Below are 22,317 nucleotides of genomic sequence, written 5' to 3'. Positions count from 1 at the left end.
AATTTACTTATTACTATTACTTCCTAATCAGACCCTCATTCTTCTTCAAAACACCTGGATTAGCAATAAACTCTGGCTCCTCTCCATTTAAGAAATTAATAACATTTTGTGCAACAGTAGTCGCCATAATATAATTACTTTCCCTTGTTGTTCCACCTACATGTGGGGTGAGTAGGACATTGGATAAGCTTAATAATTTGTTGTCTTTTGATATTGGCTCCACTTCATAGACATCAAGGGCAGCTCCTGCGATTTTATTGGCTGATAAAACCGTGTATAAATCCTCTTGATTAATGACAGCACCTCTTGCTGTGTTAATGATATATGCTGTTGGTTTCATCAAGGAAAATAACGCATTATCAATGAAATATTTCGTTTCTTCATTTAATGGAATATGTATAGATATAAAGTCAGACTCAGCAAATACTTTTTTGATATCGTCGGTAATTTCCACTTCTAGATCATTCGCTTTTTTCTGTTTAGTAGGCCTAACCTCTCTTACCCAAGCTTCTACCTTCATATCTAACCCATACACTAATCGCTTTGCTACCTCTTGTGCAATGCTCCCGAAACCTATTAGCCCTACTTTCTTCCCCTTTAATTCTTGGGTACTTATTCGATTCCTCGAATCAAAGTTTCCTTTTTCCATTTCTTTATGAAAGTTTAGAAGGGACTTACTTAATGCCATGATAAACATTACGGTATGCTCTGCAGTGGAAACTTTATTTACGGAAGGTGCATGCAATACTGGAATCCCTACCTTTGTGGCATATGCAACATCAATATTATCAAGCCCAACTCCTGCTCCAGAAATCACTTTTAAATGAGGATTAGCTTCAATTACTTCTTTTTCTATTCGTGCAGGCGCTCTTAAAACTACTGCATCCACATCTTTAACTAATTCACATAAATTTTCCATACTATAATCATCTGTTCTTATAACCTCTGCCTTATTGTTTAAGATTTTCTCAGCTGCTTCATGATACATGGGTAATATTTGCAGCACTTTAGGTTTTGACATCCGCCATACCTCCTCATTATTAGCTGGTTTATATTTTCCTGTGGAATAATAAAGAAATTAGCTTTCCTTGCATTTGGAGCTAGTGTTAACTCTATTTTCTTTTCTTGTTCATTTTATCAAACTATTTTGTCATTTATCGAAAAGAATCAAACAAAGTTCTTCTTTCTCCAAAAAAACAGGTACTTTCTCATTCGAAAGTACCTGTTTTAAAGAAAAGATATATTTCATTAATTATGCGTAGCATGCTTTGGTGTATTCACTTTTAAAGGAGCTTTTCGCACTAATATAAAGTAGGATAAGAAAGCTAATAAGCTTGATGCGAAGATGATAACTCCCATCGGTAGAGCAGTATATTCTCCTCCAATTCCTACTAATGGTGCAGTTAATGAACCTAGTAAAAACGGTAATAAGCCTAATAATGCAGATGCACTTCCTGCCATATGTCCCTTTGTTTCCATTGCTAAAGAGAAGGATGATGTACCAATTATACTGATAGAAGTGACGAATAGGAAAATTGGGATTGCAACAGCTAGTAATGGTGCATGTAATAAAATCGCAATTACTAACAGAATAGAAGCGGACATAGAAAGAACTAAACCACTTTTCAAGAAGGTTTTCTCCGAAAATCTAGATAATCGACCAACAATTTGTGTTCCAATAATTAAGCCAACCCCGTTTATTCCAAACAATAAACTAAAGACTTGAGGGGAAACGCCATAAATATTTTGGTAAACAAAAGAAATACCAGATACATAGGCAAAGATTCCTGCTGTGGTAAAGCCTTGTGTAAATGCATAACCGGCAAATTCACGGTCTTTTAATAAGGAACCGAAATTCATGACTACTTGTTTCATATTACTTGGTACACGTTTTTCAGTTGGTAACGTTTCTTCTAGTTTAAAGGAAACGACTACCGTCAAAATGGCGCCAACACATGTTAAAACAAGAAAAACCACTTTCCAATTTGCAAAGGAAAGAATAGCCCCGCCGATAATTGGCGCCACAATTGGTCCAAGGTTTCCAATCAACATCAATGTAGCAAAAAACTTTGTTAGTTCTCTTCCACTATAAAGATCTCGAACAACAGCTCTTGAAATAACAAGACCACCTGCCGCTGCAAATCCTTGTATGAATCGTGAAACAATCAACATATAGATATTTGGCGCTACCGCACAGACTAATGAAGATAATAAATATAAACCGAGAAAAATAAGCAATGGTTTTCGACGGCCCTGTACATCACTCATTGGCCCAATAATTAACTGGCCTAAACCTAATCCTAATAAGCAAGTCGTTAAACTAACTTGCACAAGAGAGGCACTCGTGTGAAATTCCTCAACAATCGTTGGAAACGCAGGTAAATATGTATCGATTGTAAATGGACCTAATAGGGATAATGATCCCAACAGAAAAGCAATTTGTAGCCTTTTAGTATTGGATATTGTGTTCAATTTTCTATCGCCTTCCTACAATAAATTTTCTATATCCTTTCGAATATGAACCAAAAAAAATGCTTCTTTCAAAGAAGGAAGCATTTGTTGCTTTACATATTGTATTACGAATCTTGAAATATTTCACTACTTATGCACTTATTTTTTTCATATTTTTTGGGACAGGGGGTCAGACCCCTTGTCCCATCTTATCCTAATTTACGTAGCGACATATTATTTATTTTTTTGTTCTTATAGCTCATTTTTAAAGAGAATGGTATGAGCAGTAATATTATTATACTCATAATTAAAAAGGATTGTTGTATTGATAATATACCAGCTTCTTGTTCCGACATATGCTCCATATATATAATCCGCCTAGTTTCAAAAAACATAGAAAACAACACAATTGTTATCGCTCCAATAAGTTGTCTTATTACGTTATTCATTGACATTGCCCGAGATACTTGGAATTCAGGTAATGCATTTAATCCTGCTGTAGTAGCTGGTGTGTTTATAAACCCTATACCAAATCCCCTAATTATTAATAAGGTAATTAATAACATCTCACTAATATTACCAGCAGTTAGACCTAAAATGAAGGTTACACTTGATAACAGTAATATACCTAGTGGCAAAATAAATCTTACACCACTTCGATCTAATATTTTCCCACCTATCGTCATTGCTATGCCCATCACAATTCCTTGTGGAAATAAGATAAAACCTGTTGCCAGAGCGCTAAAATGGAGAACTTCTTGTAAAAGTAAAGGTAATAATAATACACCACTAAAAAGACTAGCCGTACAAACTGCTACAATGATGGTACTATTAGTAAAAATGGAATTTCTAAATATTCTCAAGTCGATTAAGGGAAACTTTGTATGTAATTCAGTATAGATAAATAATACAAATCCAATACATCCTACTAAAATTAGACATATAGTCAACCAATTATTTTCTGTAAAGCCATAAGGAATTCTATTAATCCCTAACGTTAAGCATACAATACCTAAGGTAATACATAAAAATCCCATCATATCAAACTTAAGCTTCTTTTTCTGCCACTTTTCTTTAATAAAGTAACTAGTTGCAAAGATGCAAATAATGCTTGTAGGAATATTCATTGCAAATAGCATTTTCCAAGAGCTATACTCTAAAATTAATCCCCCGATTGTTGGTCCTATAGCAGGTGCCATCATCGCTGCAACACCCCATATTCCTGTAGCAAATCCTCTTTCCTCTTTCGGAAAATAACTAAATAATATGGAAATGCTCAAGGGCATTACAAGACCGCCACCAATTCCCTGAACCACTCGAAACATAACTAATGATGGAAAGTCCCAAGCGATAGTTCCTAATAAGGATCCACATAAAAACAATAACATACCAAGTATATATACTAGCTTTCGAGTAAATAAATCAGCAATATACCCGGATAATGTCATTGTTACCATCATGGGTATCATAAAACCAACAATTACATTTTGTGCCTCCGTTGCATTAATATCAAACATATGCATAAAAGACGGAATAGAAATATTTAATATACTGTTATTTAATATTACACTGAATGAACCTAATAGCATGGCAATCAAAACGCCATGCTTAGTCTTTCTAGTTTCTACATTCGTTTCCTCATCCAAACTGCTCTTCCTTTCATTTGCTTGCTAGAATCACCCTTCCCAAAGTACTTCATTAGGCAGGACTTTATAATATTCTTCTTGTTGCTCAAATACTGAACCTATTGATAAAACTTCACCTTCAGAATAAGGAGAACCTATAATTTGAAGGCCAATTGGCAGATTTTCTTTTGAAAAACCACATGGCAATGACAAAGCAGGTAAACCTAAAATATTCGCAATAAAAGTAAATTTTCCACGCCAGAATGAAACCTCTTTTTCATATAATTCTATTTCAGGAGCTACATCAGGAAACGTTGGTGTCAAAATAACATCTACTTTATTAAATATCTCCTTAAATTCTTGCGATATCTTTTTTCTATACCTTTGTGCTTGAATATACGATTCAGCTGTATAGAATTGCCCTATTTCAAAAGCTGGTCTTAAATCAGGACCATAACCATCTGCTTTCCCCTCAAGATTATGCATATGAAAGGAGTACGCTTCAGAGGTTAAAATTGTACTATGTGCCTCTCTTAATCTATTCAAGTTAGGTATTTCTAAAGGTATAATTTCAGCACCATAATATTCAAAAGTTTTTAAGGCCTTTTTGAAAAAAGTTGCTGTATCCTCATGGAGAGAATCAAAGATATACGAAACTGGAACTCCTAGCTTTTTCCCCTTTAAGCTTTCATTTTTATTAAATCCATTGATATTCCATTTTGAATGTTTATAGGATGATTCATCTTTTACATCATATCCTGAAATAGCTTCTAGAAGAATTGCGGCATCTTCACATGTTCTAGTTAAGGGACCAATATGATCTAATGTCCAAGATAGGGGAGTTACACCATGTCGGCTAACTCTACCATAAGTTGGTTTTAGACCAACAACACCACATAAACTAGCAGGCATGCGAATAGACCCACCTGTATCTGTCCCTATAGAGGCAAGCCCGAATCCAGCTTGAACCCCTGATCCAGAGCCAGAACTTGATCCGCCAGGTACTCTATTTAAATCCCAAGGGTTTTTCGTCCATCCATAGTGCGGATGTGGGCCCTTATAGGCAAATTCATGTAAATGAGCTTTCCCTATGATAACACCACCTGATTCTAGTAATTTTTTTGTTACTGTTGCATGAGTAGCTGGAATATATTCAGGATTAACTCTTGAGCCATTTGTCATTGGTATATTTGCATAAGCAATGATATCTTTTAGGGAAATAGGAATTCCATGTAATGGACCTTTGTAGTCCCCATTTATAATATCTTTTTCCGCATTTTCTGCTTGTTTCTCTGCAATGTCTGTCATTAAGGTAATAAAAGTATTTAGTTTACTTTCATATTTATTAATTCTTTTAAGCATATTTTTTAATAATTCTACAGGTGATAATTCTTTACTTTTTAACTGCTCACCAATACTTGCAATAGTCATTAATTGAACGGTTTCCATTTTCTAATTCCCTCTTTCTAAATGGATTCTATTAAAAAACTATGCTTTCCATTACATACTAATGGAAAGCATTTTCTTCTTACTCTGGAGAATACACAGGTGCTGGCTCTAAGGCTAATGGAAATTCTTTTGAAACTTCTCTAAGACCATCAAGTACAGGTTGTAATCCTATTGCGTAAACTTCTAATTGTTTTTCTAAGGCTGGATCAAACGTTCTACCATTTATTTCAACACTGATATTCTTTAATAATTCTAGATTCATTTATAACACGCTCCCTATTTTAAATAGACTATTAAACCATTGATTTTAACTTAGACCAGTAATTAATTATTTCAGTTGTCTCCAATGCCATTCCAAAATTATTTTGAATATTAGCAAATGTAGCTTCATGTAATGCCGGAATATACCCAGCACTAGCATCCTTAACTACTGTTACATGGTAATCGAGCATAAATCCGTCTCTTGCTGTTGATTCTACACAAACATTAGTAGCAACCCCAGTTAAGATAATAGATTTGCAATTTAAATTTCGTAAAATCATATCTAAATCTGTCCCTATGAATCCACTATACCGATGTTTTTCTACAATGATATCCTCTTCTCTTGGAGACACTTTATAAAATTCTGTTCCCCAGGATCCCTTTTTGCAAATATCTAATGGGTCCGTATATCCTGCTGGTCTTGGACGATTAGTCCATGCATCTGATATCGTATGTTCATCTTGTGTCATTTGAATAAAAACAATGGGGATATTTATTTCTCTCGCATTCTCCATTAATAATTCTACCTGTGGAATAATTTCTTGAGCTCCCGTTACATCACGCCCCATTTTAGAACAGGCACCTTCTTCATGACAAAAATCATTTTGAATATCTACTAAAATTAGCACAGTTTCATTTGGATTTAGATATTGCTTCATAATTAATCCTCCTTATTATCTTTATTTCTACTTAAAGTAGTACTTTTTCTCTCGAGCTGCTTTCATATAAAATACATGATACTTTTTGTCCTGTTCTTATTTCTATTTCTGGTGGGTACATGTTTGAACATTGTTTAATCGCATGAGGACATCTTGTTCTAAATCTGCAACCCGATGGTGGATTCATCGGACTTGGTAACTCTCCTGTAATAGGTGAATTATTTAATGTAGACACTCCTACTTCCATAGATGGAACAGAATTTAATAATGCTCTTGTATAAGGATGACTTGGTGTTTCATATATTTGATTAGCAATACCTTTTTCTACTACTTTCCCTAAATACATGACCATTACTTCATCACTTATATATTCCACTACATTTAAATCATGTGAAATAAACACTAAAGATAAAGAAAATTCAGTCTTTAATTCTTGCAATAAATTCAGGACTTGTGCTTGTACAGACTTATCTAAAGCCGAAACCGCCTCATCTGCAATAATAATTTCTGGCTCTAAAACCAGAGCTCTTGCAATAGCTACACGTTGCCTTTGCCCACCACTTAAACTACTCGGATATCGCGTTGCGTATGATCTCGGTAATCCAACTGCCTCTAGATAATAATTTGCTTTTTTTCTCGCTTCCTGCTTAGAGACTCCATTTTCCCATAAACTAAATGCAACATTATCTATTATTGTTAACTTCGGATTTATCGAGGAATAAGGATTTTGAAACACCATTTGTATTTTTTTTCGAACACTTTGTAACTCCGCTCCAGATAAAGTCAGGATATCTTTTCCTCTAAAAAGGACTTTGCCTTGATCTGGTTCTATAAGCCGCATTATTAATCTAGCCAATGTTGATTTTCCACAACCCGATTCTCCTACTATTCCAATTGTTGATTGTTCTTTTAAGGAAAACGATACATCATGTACTGCTGATATAGCTCCCTTAGTCTTACCTAACCACCCCTTAATTGGAAATGTTTTCTTAAGTTCCACTGCTTCAAGTATTGCTCCCAATATTCTCACCTCTATTATTCTTTGATTTCTAATGCATCCCTCAATCCATCTGACACTAAATTAATTGCTAGGGCCGTAATAAAAATAAATAACCCTGGGATGATAGTTAGTAGGGGATTTATAAATATTTGTTGTTTCAAATTATTTAACATAATTCCCCATTCAGGATTTGGTGGAGATACACCCAAACCTAAGAAACTTAGACCGGACGCAAGAACAAGACTTATACTAATCTGTGTTGTACAATACACAAATAATCTACTGAATACATTCATAATGATGTGATAACGGATTATGGAGAAATTTCTTGCTCCACTTGATTTTGCAGCTTCTATAAATTCTTCTTCCCTCACCCCCTTTACTGCTGATTCTGCTATTCTAGCTACTGGGGGAATAAAAACGATAGAAATAGCAATAATTATATTATTTATTCCTTGTCCTAGTGCAGCAGAAATACCAATTGCTAGCAATATAGCCGGAAAAGCATAAAATATATCGAGTGTTCGCATAATGATGGTATTTAAAACGCCCCCAAAGTATCCTGCTACAATACCGAGAAAACTACCAATGAAACCAGCAATTAGTACAGGAACAATACCAGCTAGCAAACTAAGCCTTCCTCCATATAGGATTCTCGTTAACATATCTCTTCCTTGTTCATCTGTTCCTAAAATATGACCTTCTGAACCTATCACTAGCAATCTATCCGTAATCTCTCCTTCAAGAGGATCATATTGTGCTATTAATGGAGCTAAAAGGCAGGAAAAAATTATAATCAGTAAAACTATAAATGAAACAAAAGCAATACGATTCTTACAAAAAACCCTTATTACTTTTTTTGTTGTAGAATCCTCTTTTTCTTTTCTCGTTAAAATTGTTGTAGCAGTATTAATACGTTCAGTATTTTCTGTTATCATTTTTCTCCCTCCTTATGCTTGGCGTATTCTTGGATCAACAACAGCATGTAAAATATCAACGATAAGATTGATTAATACAAATAAAATACTTATTACTAGTACTCCTGCCTGAATAATAGGAAAATCCCTTTGACTTATCCCTTGATAGATTAACTGTCCTACTCCTGGCCAGGAAAATACTGTTTCAACCAATACAGACCCACCTATCAAATACCCTACTTGTAATCCTGCTACAGTTAAAATCGTTGGCGTACAATTTTTCAATACATGCATTAAGATAATAAAAGAACCTGCTCCTTTTGCTTGTAAAGTAATGATAAAATCCTTTTGCAAGAGATCTACTACTGAACTTCTAATCATTCTTGTCATTACTCCTAAAGTAGTCATTCCTACTGCTATGGCAGGTAGTATTAAATGAGTAATTGTATCACTTATGCCTCCCCCTCCAATACCTTTCATTCCTGCTGAAGGGAGCCAACCCAACATAACAGAAAAAATTCCTATTAAAATAAGTGCTGCCCAAAAGTTTGGAATACTTACACCTGTAAGACCAATAATATTACCGAGAGAAGCTATCCATGATTTAGGATGATAAGCACTATAAACTCCAATTATCAAACTCAAACTGAAAGCAAAAACTGCTGCTCCAAAGGCTAATATAAAGGTATTTCCCAATGCATCAAATAATAAATCATTAACCGCTAACTGTTTAATAATAGACCTCCCGAAATCTCCTTGTAGGGTATTACCTATCCAACTAAAATACTGAACGACCAAAGACTTATCTAACCCTAGTTCTTGTTCAATTCTCTGACGGTCCTCTTCAGTTGCATCAGGTGAAAGCAACGAGTTTACAGGATCTCCTGGAACTATTTGTAGCATTAGAAATACAATAACAGTAACACCTAATAAAGTAGGAATCATGAGCAAGCATCTTTTCAGAATAAAACCAGCCATCTATTCACCTTCTTTTTATTATCTTTATAAATGTATCTTCAGTTATTCAATAGAAATAGTTTTTAAATCTGCAAACCATGATTGTGGTTGCACAAATCCTTTTACATTTTCTGATAACACTCTTAAATTTAGATCATGTACAACAAATATCCAAGGTGCATCATCAGCGACTATCTTTCCAGCTTCTTTTAAGTATTGATCCCTTTCAACTGTATCAAAGGTTTCACGAGCTTTCTGAATAACTTCATCTAATTCTTCATTCGAATATTCCATAATATTTGATCCATTTGGTATAAATGAACTTGTTGCAAAATAGCGGTCAAATACCCAAGGAGCAATTGGTGCTAAGGAAATATTATAAGCCCCTACTTCTCTATCATCTGGAAATCCAGCACGATACTCTGTAATTAATGTCTGCCACTCAATCGCTTCAATTTCCACATTAATTCCTACTTCTTTAAGATTTTTTTGAACAAATTCATTCATTTCTAATGGCCACATATTACCAGAACCACTAGTTGGTACAACAAAAGTTGTATCAAAACCATTAGGATATCCTGCTTCTTTTAGCAGTTCTTTTGCTTTTTCTGGATCATAAGTATATTGTGTAGCTTCTTCGTTATACCAAGGATGCCCCTCGTATAAAACTTGGGTAGCAGGTTTAGCAACACCATTTAATAAAGAGTTCGCTAAAGCATCGCGGTCAATAGCATAATTTGCTGCTTGTCTCACCCTTACATCATTCCATGGTTCTTCTTTCAGATTTAACAAATATGGCCAAATGTGTGGATAGTCATTTAATAATACTTGGAATCCCGATGACTTTAATTGGTCTATAGATTCTGTTGGAGGTATTTCTGCCCAGTTTACTTGGCCTGATTGTAATCCTGCTAATCTAGAAGAAGCATCTGGCATCGGCTTTAAGATAACTTGATCTACTTTCGGTATCTCACCCCAATAGGATTCATTTTTTTCCATCACCAACTCTTCCCCTTGACTCATGCTTACGAATTTAAATGGACCAGTCCCAGATGGGTGACTTACATAATCTTCCCCATATTCTTTTACTGCTTCCGTGCTAGGAATTAAAATAAACGTTAAATCATAGGGTAAAAAACTGTAGGGTTCCGTTGTTTTAATTTGAAAAGTATAATCATCAATTTTTTCGTAACTTTCTACATACTTTAAATAAGATAAAACTCCACCAGCAACACTTGCATTATAAAACTCTGAATCTGGATTACTTATTCTATCAAAGGCAAACACAACAGAATCAGCATTAAACGGGCTTCCATCATGGAATGTTACATTCTCACGTAAATGAAAAGTCCAAATAGTAGGATCCTCTTCAGATGTTTCCCATGACTCTGCTAATCCTGCAGTTATGTCTGCTGGTTGTTCACCTTGTGTTAAATCCCAACCTACTAAACCATCATATAGTTGGTGACCAACAAAACGATAACCTTCATACCCTTCCGTAGGTGTAGTATCAGGGCTTGGTATATTAGAAGCAGACATTGCAATTACTAAGCTTTGAGTTTCATTAGAACTTGTTGATTTATTCCCATTACATGCTGTTAAAATTACTACTGCAATCATTACCAGTAAGATACATCTAAAGTATGATTTAGTATTATTAGGCCTCATATGATTTCCCCTTTATTGTTTGAATCAGTTAAACATGTACGATTTCTTTCGGTAACCCAGTATTTTCATATAATAAACAAGCGACTTCACTATCATTCGGCAATTTTTTCAAGTTTGGATTTAATGTTCTACAGGAATCCATTACATTAGGGCATCTATCAGCAAAAGCACATCCCTTAGGCATATTTGTTATTAATGGTGGCTTTCCATGAATAGCTGTTAGTGTACCTTTCTGACCTTGCCTAGGAGTTGCTGCAATTAATCCTTTCGTGTACGGATGGTTGGGTCTAGAAATCACTTGTTTCGCTTTTCCATACTCTACGATTTTGCCAGCATACATAACTGCTATATCATCAGCCATCTCTGCAGCTACACCGATATCATGTGTTACTAATACAATTGACATCCCATATTCAGCTTGTATTTGTTTAAAAAGGTTAAGGATTTGTGCTTGAATCGTTACATCCAAAGCAGTAGTTGGCTCATCTGCTAGTAATATTTCTGGCTGACAAGATAGAGCCATCGAAATAACAGCACGTTGTCTCATACCTCCACTCATTTCATGTGGATATGCTTTTACTCGTTGTTCTGGAGAAGGAATTCCTACTTTTCGGAAAAGCTCTATAACTTGTGCTTTCGCTTCACTTCGCTTTATTTTTTGGTGAGATAGAATAGTTTCTTCTATTTGCTTTCCTACTTTGTAAAGCGGATCAAACGCTGACAGAGAATCTTGAAAGATCATTGCTATTCTATTTCCTCTTATAGATTGAATGTCTTTTCTAGTCTTTTTTAACAAATCCTCCCCCTGATATTTAATGGAACCTTCTATAACTGCTCCAGGAGGAGTTAAGCGTAAGATGGAACGCAATGTTACACTTTTACCGGAACCAGATTCACCAAGTATTACCAGAGTCTTCCCTCTCTCAACAGAGAGGTTGACTCCTCTAACGGCAGGTACTAGACCCTCCTTGGTAGCAAAATTAGTAACTAACTGCTCCATTTCTAACACCTTTTCCATTATAAAATCGCTCCTTCCAATTTTTAAACGACTACTCCTCTATCAGATTTAGCAACTTCATATGCTTTCTCAAATGAATTGGCTGCTCTGAACACCAATAACTCTTCAAATGGTCGACCTTGTAATTGTAATCCGATTGGTAATCCTGATTCTGTAAAACCACACGGAACAGAGATTGATGGGAAACCATTAAAGTTACTTGGAGAAGTTCTAGCAAGTACTCCTAAATCTCTTGGATTTATTTCTTTGTTTCCAAAAGTAATCGTTTCACAATTAATTGGAAATGCTGGAATAGCAGTAGTTGGTGCGAGTAGTAAATCAATAGTTTTATATACTTCATTCCAATTCTCTTTCGTTTTTTGTCTTAATCTTTGTGCCTGTATGTAAGCCCACGCTGGAGTGTATTGTCCCATTTCTAATCTAGTACGTATATTTGTACCATATTCTTCATATCGTTCCTTTAAGAAACTAGAATGATAACTATATGCTTCAGCTGTAGTAAGGATACTTTGAAGTTGAACTGACTCAGATAAAAACGGAAGTTCTACTTCTACAATGGTTGCCCCCATTTTTTTAAATAATGCTATGGATTCACGAACATTCTTATCTACTTCTGGATCTAAATTTTCAAAATAATATTCTTCGCAAATTCCAATTGTTACACCTTCTAAGGAAAGGTTATCTTCTGTAAATGCTTCAAAGTAATTTGGAACTTCTTTTTTTGATGAACTAGCATCCTTTGAATCATAACCAGCCATTACAGAAAGAACTGCAGCAGTATCCCATGTTGTTTTTGCCAAAGGACCTGCATGATCGAGAGACGAACTTAACGGTAATACTCCATTCCTACTTACTCTCCCATACGTTGCTTTGATTCCAACTACTCCACATAACGCTGCTGGTATCCTAATGGAACCACCTGTATCTGTACCTAATGAGAAAATAGAGCTTGATGCTGCTACAGTTGCTCCTGACCCACCACTAGATCCACCAGGAATCATGGCCGGATTCCACGGGTTACCAGTTGGCCCAAAATGTTCATTTTCATTCGTTCCTCCGTAAGCAAACTCATGTAAATTATTTTTACCTACCAAGATAGCTCCTGCGTTATTCAATTTTGATACAGAGGTCGCATCAAAATCTGGTACATAATTTGAAAGGATTTTAGAGCCAGCTGTTGTTTTAACTCCTTTGGTTGTATACAAATCTTTGGCTGAATATGGTATACCATGCAGTACTCCTTTATAATTTCCTTTTAATATTTCCTTTTCTGCAATTTTGGCTTTTTCTTTTGCACTATCCTCTAAAACGGTAATAAAAGCATTAATATTAGGCTCTGTTATCTCAATTCTCTTGATGCATTGATTGACTAACTCAACTGGCGATACCTCCTTATTCCTAATTAAAGGGGCTAACTCCTGAATTGTTTTTTTCATTAGATTTTCTTTCATTACATTCCCTCCGTTTTTAGAATATTCTGTTTCTTGTAATTACTATAATAAATTTTATGGTAATAGTGGTAATAGAAAAAAACTATGGATAACAATATTGAAAAATACTAAATTTTCTGATAAGTTATATGATAAGTATGCATAAATATACAAAAATACAATTTAATATTAATGAGAGGTGAAATGGATTGGATTTAAATTCGCTAGATTCTTTTATAACTATTGTTAGAGAAAAAAGCATTACAAAAGCATCTCATATGCTTCATATCACCCAGCCTGCTTTAACTTCAAAATTAAAAAAATTAGAAACTGAGGTAGGGGTCCAACTAGTTGAGAGAAGTAAAAAAGGAGTGGAGCTTACCATACCTGGAACCTCCTTTTTAGTGAAAGCTCTCAAGATGGTTCGGGAGTTTGATTCAGGAAATATACTCGATCAAGACGGTGATTTTTTTCATTCTACGAATTTAAATAAAAATCTAAAAATAGGTATAACGAGACCACTTGCTACTTCCCTTTTGCCTGATATATTATCTAGTATTAATGAATTTGACCCAAACCTAAAATGCAATATCACTTCAGAATTAACAGATTTAGTATTGGATCTAGTCTTATTTGGCGAATTACATTTTGGAATTGTTTGTTATTGTAAGCCACAAGAAGAGCTTGAATTTATTCCTATTTATAAGGATGATATTGTCTTAATTGGTCCCAAAAGTGATTCAAATCCATTAGATAAAAAAAAATTAGTAAATAAACCTTTTATTCTTTTTAATAAATCTTTACCACTCAGACACGATGCAAATGAAATCCTACTAAATATGTTAGGTGAAATTCCTGAAAATATTCAAGAAGTAAATGATACCTATGCACTTATCAGCATGATTTCAAGTGGTCTAGGTTATAGTTTTCTCCCTTTATCCTTCATCTTAGATTTTGTTCAATTAAGAAATTTCAACAAAACAGATTCTTATGACATGCTTCCTTTCAAAATTACCAATCTAGGAAAATATTCACCACCAAGATATATACATATTGTTTATGCTAAAAATAGAAGTACTAATTTACCAATAGAAAGATTAGCCGAATATATCAAATCCTCTAGGGATAGACAGAAGAATATGTATATATCATAATAGTTATTGCTTTGTTCTCTAACAACATTAGAGAAAGATTTGCAGCTACCACAAACATAATTGCATTACGTCTTTGCTTATAAAACTCTATAAAAAAATAACAAATAGCCCTCCGTCTTAAGATGGAGGGGCTGATTTAAAATCATATAAAAGAAAGTTACGTTTTTTGCTTCGGAACCACAACAAATTCAAGCTCTTCCTTACGAACAAATTTCTTTATATTCGAAATAGATAAGTCACCTACTCTTTTTATAGATTCAAAGGTGGCTCCTCCAATATGCGGGGTCGCAACAATCTCCTTTCTTCCCGGTAAATCATTAATAGGTGGCTCTACCTCAAATACGTCTAATGCTGCACCTTTAATTTTTTTCTCCTCTAGCGCCTTGACTAAATCTATTTCGTTCACTAATGGACCACGAGATATATTGATGATGTAAGCAGTTGCTTTCATTAAACTTAATGTTTCACTATTAATCAAATGCCTATTTTTATCGTTTAAAGAAGTGGCAATAATAAGATAGTCAGCCGTTTTAAACAATTCTTCTTTATCTACAAATGTCATATTTAATGGGTCAGCTACCGTTTGATCTGGATAATTCGTGTATACTATTGTTTCCATATCAAACCCGATTGCACGTTTTGCGATTGCCTTCGCAATGGACCCAAAGCCTATGATACCTAGCTTCTTCTGATAAATTTCATTGCCCATTGACAATTCCCAGTGTCCTGATTTTATCTCTTGATCTTTTTTAGGAATATTTCTTGCAGCTGATAACATCAAACCGAACGCAAGATCAGCGGCTGATTGGGCATTTACACCAGGAGCATTTGTTACTAATATTCCTTTTTCATAGGCATAATCGACATCAATATTGTCATAGCCTGCTCCATATTTTATAATGTATTTTAAATTCGGGGCCGCTTCTATTACTTCGCTATCAATCTTCACTACTGCAACAATAATAATATCTATATCTTTAACTTCCTTTTTCAATTCCTCTTTCCCAATTCCATGATCGGTATATAATATTTTCACTTCACCTAATTGCTTTGCATCTTCTATAAATTTAGGATTTGCTTCATAGAAAGCATCTCTTAACATGATTAAAAGCTTCAAGTTTTTGACCTCCAGATAAACATATAGTATCTCCTAGTAGTTATTGCGATTGAATTTATGATTTGAATTTCACATTTCGAAATCTAATGATCTACATAACTGCCTTTTACTGTTAATTTTTCCAGCGCTTCTCCTAGTCGATCCATTGCCTCATCGATTTGCTTATACTCCGTTGAATAGGCCATGCGGAGATAACCCTCTCCATAGTTTCCAAACGCAGATCCAGGAACACAAGCAATCTGTGCTTCTCTTAAAAGAAAGGTCGCCAATTCCTTTGACGTCATGCCAATCCCCTTGAAAGAAGGGAAAACATAAAAGGCTCCTTTAGGAACAACACAACTAACATAATCTAATTCCTGTAACCTTTTAACTAATAATTGACGTCGTTTATCAAACTCTTGAACCATTTTAAAAACAGGTTCCTGAGTCCCCAAATAGGCAGCAACCGCGCCATATTGTGCAAACGAAGTAGCGCTAGAAGTATTATATTGATGCACTTTCATAATTGGTTTCATCAGCTTTTCAGGACCAGCTGCATAGCCTAATCTCCAGCCATCCATCGCATATGCCTTGGAAAAGCCGTTTATCGTAATTGTCCGCTCAAACATACCTGGAAATGTAGCAATGCTTATATGTTCTGCATCTTCATAAATTAATTTTTCATAGATTTCATCGGATAAGACTAATAGATTATGATTAATCGCAATGTCAGCCAATTCTTTTAAATAAGCCTCTGGCAATACTGCCCCTGTTGGATTATGAGGAGAATTTAAAAGAATCATTTTCGTTTTACTTGTTATCCTAGCTCTTACATCCTCTGGATTAAGTATAAAGTCCTCCTCTTCCCGTAAAGGAATCGACACGGATACCCCTCCAGCAAGCTCGACGATATATTGATATTCAAGCCAGGCAGGATCAGGGATCAACACTTCATCACCAGGATTAATAAATGCAAGAATCATGCTGACAATGGCTTCTTTACACCCAACTGAAACAACTATTTCTTTATTAGGATCAACATGTATCTTATTTTCCCTTTTTAGCTTGACTGCAATTGCTTCTCTTAATTCTTGAATACCGTTATTTGCTGTATAATGAACAAATCCCTCTTGCAATGCGGCATTTGCAGCTTCTTTAATATGTATTGGGGTATCAAAATCTGGTCTTCCTATTTCCATATGTGTAATATTTATCCCACTTTTTTGCATCGCATTTGCTTCATCAAAAATTTCTCTAATACTTGAAAAAGGAATATTGGTTAAACGGTTAGCTACAGACATGATAAGTTCCTCCATACGGTTTTAAATTTAGCTATTGATTTGATGGTTTTAAACAGATAGTCTAAAAACTATTACTCTATTGATGAGCCTCACTATTGGTTACATTCCTTTTCATATTAACTGGAAAGATACAGGTTCTGACCAATTCGTAACGATTACCTAATATATTCTGTTATCTGTTTTATCCAAGATGTTAATTTAGAAGGTCTTTAATTCTTGTTGTTTTTTATACAAACCATAACTTTATATGGGTTATAATAACCCTCTATTTACTGCTTGTAAATGTTATTTTTTTAATTTTTTTAAAATTCCAACTACAATACTCAACCAAATTCATTTATTTATATTGAAGCTTGAAATGTTATTCTCTATTACTATTTATAAAATTAACAGCAATTAATCTCGTATCTTTTCGGAATATCTCCCCATTTAGTAATCACCTATTCGCTTTCTTTTCTACATGTTATGAATTCTTGACAAGTGGGAAAAAAATATTAAGTATTTTTTGATGATGTTTGGATATTTTAATAAGGATACAAAACAATTCTAGTTGAGGTGAATTCCGTAATGGCAACAAATAGGCATAAGCTTTTTAATTTATTTATCATAATATGGAATCTATAACAGGAATGTCTAATAAAAATTCCTCTTAGATTGATCCTTCTTCTGTACCTATTTCCTATATGTATAAATTATTAATCTATTATTTTTAATCCTTATTTAAAGTTAAATAGTAGAATCGATAAGAAGGGTGTACCAGTTTGGTACACCCTTCTACATAGAGATATTACTATACAAAAACTTAAAATAATTTACCAATAGGATACAAATGGTAATTAAATTTCCTTACCTATCTTATATTATTAATTCGACAAATCTTCCCCATTCGATGCAATTACTTTCTTATACCAATGAAAAGACTTTTTCTTCGATCTTTTTAGGGTGCCATTCCCTTCATTGTCACGGTCCACATATATAAAGCCATAGCGTTTCTTCATTTCGCCTGTTCCAGCAGAAACTAGGTCAATACATCCCCAGCTTGTATATCCAAGAAGATCGACGCCATCTTCGTCCACAGCATCCTTCATTGCCTGAATATGGGAAGCTAAATAATCAATCCGATAATCATCTTCCACATATCCTGATTCATCTGGCACGTCAACTGCGCCAAGCCCATTCTCTACAATGAACAGTGGTTTTTGATAACGATCATATAGATCATTCATTGTAATACGCAGACCTAAAGGATCTATTTGCCATCCCCATTGACTCGCTTGAAGATATGGATTCTTTATCGTCGGGAACAAGTTACCTGCCGTCTTTTCCACATCAGAATCTTCAGCTGCTGCTACACGTGATGCATAATAAGAGAAAGAAATAAAATCAACAGTGTGTTTTTTCAAAACTTCCAAATCCTCAGAAGTCATTTCCACCTCAATTCCCTTCCTAGCTAGTTCTTTTAACGCATAGGCAGGATAAGCACCTTTGGATTGGACATCAATGAAAAAGTAATTTCCTCTATCCTTTTGCTTTGCTTCCCATACATCTTCTGGTCGGCAACTATAGGGATAGTAAGAAGCTGCTGCTAGCATACAACCGACTTTATTCTCAGGATCTATTTCATGTGCAATTTTTGTAGCTTCGGCGCTAGCTACAAGTTCATGATGAGCAGCCTGATATTTAACTTGCTCTTCGTTTTCACCTTCTTCAAAACAAAGCCCTGCTCCAAGAAATGGTGCATGGAGAATCATATTAATTTCATTGAAAGTCAGCCAATATTTAACCAATCCTTTATAACGAGTAAACAATACACTACATAAACGTTTATAAAAATGTATCAACTTACGATTTCGCCAGCCGCCATACTCCTCAATTAGATGCATAGGACAATCAAAGTGAGTGATGGTCACTAACGGTTCTATTCCATATTTATGACATTCTTTAAATAGATCTTCATAAAATCTGAGACCTTCTTCATTCGGCTCCGATTCATCACCTTTTGGAAATATACGGCTCCAAGCAATCGATAACCGATATGTCTTAAAGCCCATTTCACCAAATAAAGCAATATCTTCCTTATAATGATGATACATATCAATTGCCTCTTTGGCAGGATAAAAATAGCCTTCCTCAAAAGCAAACATTTTCTTTTTACCAGTTATTATACTTCTGCGATCTGGACCTGTCGGAATTACGTCCACATTCGCTAGCCCTCTTCCACCTTCAGCAAATCCACCTTCACATTGATTGGCAGCTGTAGCACCGCCCCATAAAAAATCTTTTCTAAATCCCATTTTGTCTCCTCCTACTACTTCATTACTTTTATGATTTCTTCCCCTAATTTAATTGGGCCATCATTTGCAGTTAGAATATCGCCTACTTCTGCTGAGTTTGTAATGACTACAGGGGTAATTGTCTTATATCCTTTAGCTTTAATACCTTCTAAATCAAACTGAATCAATTTGTCACCTATTTGAATGTTTTGTCCTTTTTGAACAAAATACTCATAGCCTTCACCATTCAGCTGCACCGTATCAATCCCTACATGAATTAATAATTCGATACCATCTTCACTTGTAATACCAATTGCATGTTTTGAATCAAACAATGCGCTTACTGTCCCATTAACAGGAGAAAGAACCGTACCTTCTGATGGTTCAATTGCTATACCTTGTCCCAAAATTTCTTCGGAAAACATTCCATCATCTACTTGCTTTAAGCTGTGTAATGTTCCTTGTAATGGCGCTACAATTGTTGCTCCACTAATATTTAATGTTGCATTTGGTGTTGTTTCCAATTCATTTGATTCAGATGCTTCTTCCGCAACCGGATCTTTATATAAAATTAATGTTGCTATAAATGTTACCACAATACTAATAACTGCTCCAATACATGCATAATAGAAGAAGCTTAACGTGTTATCCCCAATATAACTAGGTAATGTTAAAAGACCTGGCGAACCACCAGAGAAGTTACGCACTCTAAAAATACCCATAAATAGACCACCAGTTGCACCACCAATCATTGCTGCATATAGAGGTGTCTTAAATCGTAAGTTGATTCCGTAAAGAGCAGGTTCAGTAATACCAAACAGACCAGTTAATCCAGAAGAAAACGCCAATTGTTTAATCGTACTATCCTTTGATTTGATACCAACTCCAATTGCGGCAGCACCTTGACTGACATTGGAAGCAAGCATTCCTGGATATATCACTGTATCATAGCCTGTTGTCATACGATTATTTATTCCAATTGGAACAAGACCATAATGCGTACCTGTAGCTACAAGCAATGGACTAAATGTTCCTACTAATAATGGAACGATCCATGGACTCACAGATTCTAATGCAGTTATACCATTTGATATAGCATCACTAATTAAATAGCCAATCGGTCCTAATACTGCTAAACTAACAGTTCCTACTATAAAAATTGTAATCAATGGTTTACTAAAGAACTTAATTGCTTTAGGTGACACTTTGTCGGCAATAGGTTCAATGTAGGACATAAACCATACAGAAAGAATAATCGGGATAACAGAAGAAGAATAAGATACTGCCGAAATCGGTATTCCGATCAGTTTAATTGCTTCTCCAGTCTCCTTTGCTAATGTAACCATCGCAATAAAATTAGGATGTAGTAAAATTCCTCCAACCATCATGGCTAAATACATATTAGCCTTAAATTTTTGCGCTGAAGAAGCCGCTAGCAAAATGGGTAAGAAGTAGAAGGCAGCATCCGCCATAAAATTTATTATTTGATAACTTTGACTTTCCGTTGTTAAAAGATTAAATACTACCAATAGAGATAGAACAGCTTTTAACATCCCTGCTGCTGTAATGGCAGGAAGAATAGGAGTGAAAATTCCTGTAATTGTATCAATTACCTTTGCGAAAACAGAACGCTTATCTTCTTCTGTTCCTTTATCCCCGTCATTAGAAATATTGGTCTGGTTAATAATTTCTTTATAAACATTCCCAACATCACTTCCAATAATGACTTGATATTGTCCACCTTTATTCACCACTCCCATTACTCCCGGAGTTGTTTTTAAGCTTTTTTCATTTGTTTTTTGATCGTCCTTTAAATTAAAACGTAATCGTGTAGCACAATGCGTCAAACTTTTCACATTTCCCTCGCCGCCAACTTTATCAATGATTAATTTGGCCAACTCTTGATAGTTCATCTCGTTTTTCCTCCATTCTTATATAAACCTTAAAAATATTTGCCGTAGATTAAAAAGAATAAAAAAATACCTAAATGAACCCTCCCTACAAGTAGAGGTTTCATTTAGGTATAGCCTGCATTATCAGTAACAATCCTAATCACTGGTTATTCTTTTTATATGAATCGTCAGATAGATTAACTCATCTTCTTCTAAATCTCTTCCAAATTCTTTCTTAATATACTCCCTAATTTTCAAAGCACACGCGTATTCATTCGTATACTTTTCCTTCAGCATGAAAATAAAACTCGATGTTCCTGCATCATCCAATTTAACACCACTAAACATTCGTTGAAAGAAAAACTTCAAGTGGGTGATAAACCGTTCATAATTTAGGGAATATTCGTCTAAGTCAATTTTGAAATGGTACTTCACAATATTAAGGATATTTTGGATAACTTTTGCTATTTCAGATACTCGGCTTACTTCTCCCATATCAAGCTCCGCATTTACGATATGCAAAGCAATAAACCCGGCTTCATTCTCTGGCAAATCCACACCAAGTCTGTTTTTAACAATAGATAACGCTTCTTTTCCAATCAAGAACTCATGATTATAAAATCGTTTAATCTCCCAAAGAAGGGCATTCTTGATTTCCATTCCATTCTGATAGCGCTCTATCGCATAACTGATATGATCGGTTAATGTTAAGAAGACATTTTCACTTAGTTTTTTTCCTAGTGAAACCTTTGCAAAGCTAATAATTTCATTAGCTACCTGAATATGTTCCATCGGAATGGACGAAAGCATTTGGGTTAATTTATTGACACTCCACTCTTTTGAACTGAGATACATATTCTCAATCTTGGATTCATCAATAACGTCGCCAACCTTTTTCTTAAAGCCTAGCCCTTTACCCATCACGACAAGCTCTTGATTATCCTGATTCCTCGACAATACAATATTATTATTAATCACTTTTAATACATTCATAAGATAGTCCCTATTCTTTTATTTTCTTCATCTACAACAAAAAATAGGTATAGCCCACAATAAAGCGGTAACAATCCTTTAAAATCAGTCTAGCATAGGTAAATTCCACTGTCAATTTGATATTTCCTGAAGATTGAGTCAAGTTTTTGTGGGAGTTTTTTTTAGCTCCCTTT

General features: G+C 34.8%; 18 protein-coding genes. 1 reads left to right on the top strand and 17 read right to left on the bottom strand.

All coding sequences use genetic code 11. The annotated features are described in order from the left end of the window. Positions 1-16 precede the first annotated feature (16 nt). From ADJ83_RS13920 to ADJ83_RS13865, 12 genes are all read right to left on the bottom strand, one after another. Entirely contained in the window at positions 17-1,021 is a 1,005-nt protein-coding gene (locus ADJ83_RS13920) for a hydroxyacid dehydrogenase (RefSeq protein WP_048718043.1), read from the bottom strand. Between the two features lie 227 nt (positions 1,022-1,248). After that, the gene (locus tag ADJ83_RS13915; protein WP_031537941.1) at positions 1,249-2,472 is read right to left on the bottom strand and encodes a Bcr/CflA family multidrug efflux MFS transporter; all 1,224 of its coding nucleotides are present in this window, start codon (positions 2,470-2,472) and stop codon (positions 1,249-1,251) included. 188 nt (positions 2,473-2,660) lie between these two features. Beyond that, on the bottom strand, positions 2,661-4,097 hold the full coding sequence (locus ADJ83_RS13910) for a DHA2 family efflux MFS transporter permease subunit (protein WP_048718040.1): 1,437 nt from the start codon (positions 4,095-4,097) through the stop codon (positions 2,661-2,663). A gap of 30 nt (positions 4,098-4,127) precedes the next feature. Then, positions 4,128-5,525 carry an amidase gene (locus tag ADJ83_RS13905; protein ID WP_031537943.1) on the bottom strand — a complete coding sequence of 466 codons (1,398 nt, stop codon included), beginning with the start codon at positions 5,523-5,525 and terminating at the stop codon, positions 4,128-4,130. Between the two features lie 79 nt (positions 5,526-5,604). Next, positions 5,605-5,787, bottom strand: a complete 183-nt coding sequence (locus tag ADJ83_RS13900; protein ID WP_031537944.1) for a hypothetical protein — start codon at positions 5,785-5,787, stop codon at positions 5,605-5,607. Between the two features lie 31 nt (positions 5,788-5,818). Beyond that, on the bottom strand, positions 5,819-6,445 hold the full coding sequence (locus ADJ83_RS13895) for a cysteine hydrolase family protein (RefSeq protein WP_031537945.1): 627 nt from the start codon (positions 6,443-6,445) through the stop codon (positions 5,819-5,821). Positions 6,446-6,476: 31 nt separating this feature from the next. After that, positions 6,477-7,475: an ABC transporter ATP-binding protein gene (locus ADJ83_RS13890; RefSeq protein WP_231512560.1), complete on the bottom strand. Its 999-nt coding sequence runs from the start codon at positions 7,473-7,475 to the stop codon at positions 6,477-6,479. Positions 7,476-7,480: 5 nt separating this feature from the next. Next, positions 7,481-8,383 (bottom strand): ABC transporter permease, encoded by a 903-nt coding sequence (locus ADJ83_RS13885; protein WP_031537947.1) that lies wholly within the window; start codon positions 8,381-8,383, stop codon positions 7,481-7,483. Between the two features lie 12 nt (positions 8,384-8,395). Beyond that, positions 8,396-9,340 (bottom strand): ABC transporter permease, encoded by a 945-nt coding sequence (locus tag ADJ83_RS13880; RefSeq protein WP_031537948.1) that lies wholly within the window; start codon positions 9,338-9,340, stop codon positions 8,396-8,398. A gap of 42 nt (positions 9,341-9,382) precedes the next feature. Next, complete coding sequence (locus tag ADJ83_RS13875; protein WP_051640963.1) at positions 9,383-10,987, bottom strand: ABC transporter substrate-binding protein; 1,605 nt, start codon at positions 10,985-10,987, stop codon at positions 9,383-9,385. A gap of 28 nt (positions 10,988-11,015) precedes the next feature. Next, positions 11,016-12,005, bottom strand: coding sequence for an ABC transporter ATP-binding protein (locus tag ADJ83_RS13870; RefSeq protein WP_031537950.1), 990 nt, complete (start codon positions 12,003-12,005; stop codon positions 11,016-11,018). Positions 12,006-12,028: 23 nt separating this feature from the next. Further along, positions 12,029-13,456 (bottom strand): amidase, encoded by a 1,428-nt coding sequence (locus ADJ83_RS13865; RefSeq protein ID WP_031537951.1) that lies wholly within the window; start codon positions 13,454-13,456, stop codon positions 12,029-12,031. 188 nt (positions 13,457-13,644) lie between these two features. Here ADJ83_RS13865 and ADJ83_RS13860 point away from each other — a divergent pair, with 188 nt between their 5' ends. Further along, positions 13,645-14,589 carry a LysR family transcriptional regulator gene (locus tag ADJ83_RS13860; protein WP_031537952.1) on the top strand — a complete coding sequence of 315 codons (945 nt, stop codon included), beginning with the start codon at positions 13,645-13,647 and terminating at the stop codon, positions 14,587-14,589. Between the two features lie 157 nt (positions 14,590-14,746). Here the strand turns inward: ADJ83_RS13860 and ADJ83_RS13855 are convergent, their stop codons facing one another. From ADJ83_RS13855 to licT, 5 genes are all read right to left on the bottom strand, one after another. Further along, the gene (locus tag ADJ83_RS13855; RefSeq protein WP_048718039.1) at positions 14,747-15,706 is read right to left on the bottom strand and encodes a phosphoglycerate dehydrogenase; all 960 of its coding nucleotides are present in this window, start codon (positions 15,704-15,706) and stop codon (positions 14,747-14,749) included. 83 nt (positions 15,707-15,789) lie between these two features. Further along, on the bottom strand, positions 15,790-16,986 hold the full coding sequence (locus ADJ83_RS13850) for a pyridoxal phosphate-dependent aminotransferase (RefSeq protein ID WP_031537954.1): 1,197 nt from the start codon (positions 16,984-16,986) through the stop codon (positions 15,790-15,792). An 863-nt stretch (positions 16,987-17,849) separates the two neighbouring features. Continuing rightward, positions 17,850-19,280 (bottom strand): 6-phospho-beta-glucosidase, encoded by a 1,431-nt coding sequence (locus ADJ83_RS13845; protein ID WP_048718037.1) that lies wholly within the window; start codon positions 19,278-19,280, stop codon positions 17,850-17,852. 14 nt (positions 19,281-19,294) lie between these two features. Continuing rightward, complete coding sequence (locus ADJ83_RS13840; protein ID WP_048718036.1) at positions 19,295-21,172, bottom strand: beta-glucoside-specific PTS transporter subunit IIABC; 1,878 nt, start codon at positions 21,170-21,172, stop codon at positions 19,295-19,297. A 135-nt stretch (positions 21,173-21,307) separates the two neighbouring features. Beyond that, a complete protein-coding gene (gene licT / locus ADJ83_RS13835) occupies positions 21,308-22,144 on the bottom strand; it encodes a BglG family transcription antiterminator LicT (RefSeq protein ID WP_048718034.1) in 837 nt (278 codons plus the stop codon). Positions 22,145-22,317 lie beyond the last annotated feature (173 nt).

Origin of the sequence: Bacillus sp. 522_BSPC (genome assembly GCF_001076885.1) — a bacterium.
Classification (GTDB): Bacteria; Bacillota; Bacilli; order Bacillales; family Cytobacillaceae; genus Niallia; species Niallia hominis.
This window is presented reverse-complemented; position numbering and strand designations above follow the sequence as displayed.

Coding starts and splice junctions, on each gene's coding strand:
- ADJ83_RS13920 (WP_048718043.1), bottom strand. CDS start 1,021: ATGTCAAAACCTAAAGTGCTGCAAATATTACCCATGTATCATGAAGCA.
- ADJ83_RS13905 (WP_031537943.1), bottom strand. CDS start 5,525: ATGGAAACCGTTCAATTAATGACTATTGCAAGTATTGGTGAGCAGTTA.
- ADJ83_RS13900 (WP_031537944.1), bottom strand. CDS start 5,787: ATGAATCTAGAATTATTAAAGAATATCAGTGTTGAAATAAATGGTAGA.
- ADJ83_RS13895 (WP_031537945.1), bottom strand. CDS start 6,445: ATGAAGCAATATCTAAATCCAAATGAAACTGTGCTAATTTTAGTAGAT.
- ADJ83_RS13885 (WP_031537947.1), bottom strand. CDS start 8,383: ATGATAACAGAAAATACTGAACGTATTAATACTGCTACAACAATTTTA.
- ADJ83_RS13880 (WP_031537948.1), bottom strand. CDS start 9,340: ATGGCTGGTTTTATTCTGAAAAGATGCTTGCTCATGATTCCTACTTTA.
- ADJ83_RS13875 (WP_051640963.1), bottom strand. CDS start 10,987: ATGAGGCCTAATAATACTAAATCATACTTTAGATGTATCTTACTGGTA.
- ADJ83_RS13870 (WP_031537950.1), bottom strand. CDS start 12,005: ATGGAAAAGGTGTTAGAAATGGAGCAGTTAGTTACTAATTTTGCTACC.
- ADJ83_RS13865 (WP_031537951.1), bottom strand. CDS start 13,456: ATGAAAGAAAATCTAATGAAAAAAACAATTCAGGAGTTAGCCCCTTTA.
- ADJ83_RS13850 (WP_031537954.1), bottom strand. CDS start 16,986: ATGTCTGTAGCTAACCGTTTAACCAATATTCCTTTTTCAAGTATTAGA.
- ADJ83_RS13845 (WP_048718037.1), bottom strand. CDS start 19,280: ATGGGATTTAGAAAAGATTTTTTATGGGGCGGTGCTACAGCTGCCAAT.
- ADJ83_RS13840 (WP_048718036.1), bottom strand. CDS start 21,172: ATGAACTATCAAGAGTTGGCCAAATTAATCATTGATAAAGTTGGCGGC.
- licT (WP_048718034.1), bottom strand. CDS start 22,144: ATGAATGTATTAAAAGTGATTAATAATAATATTGTATTGTCGAGGAAT.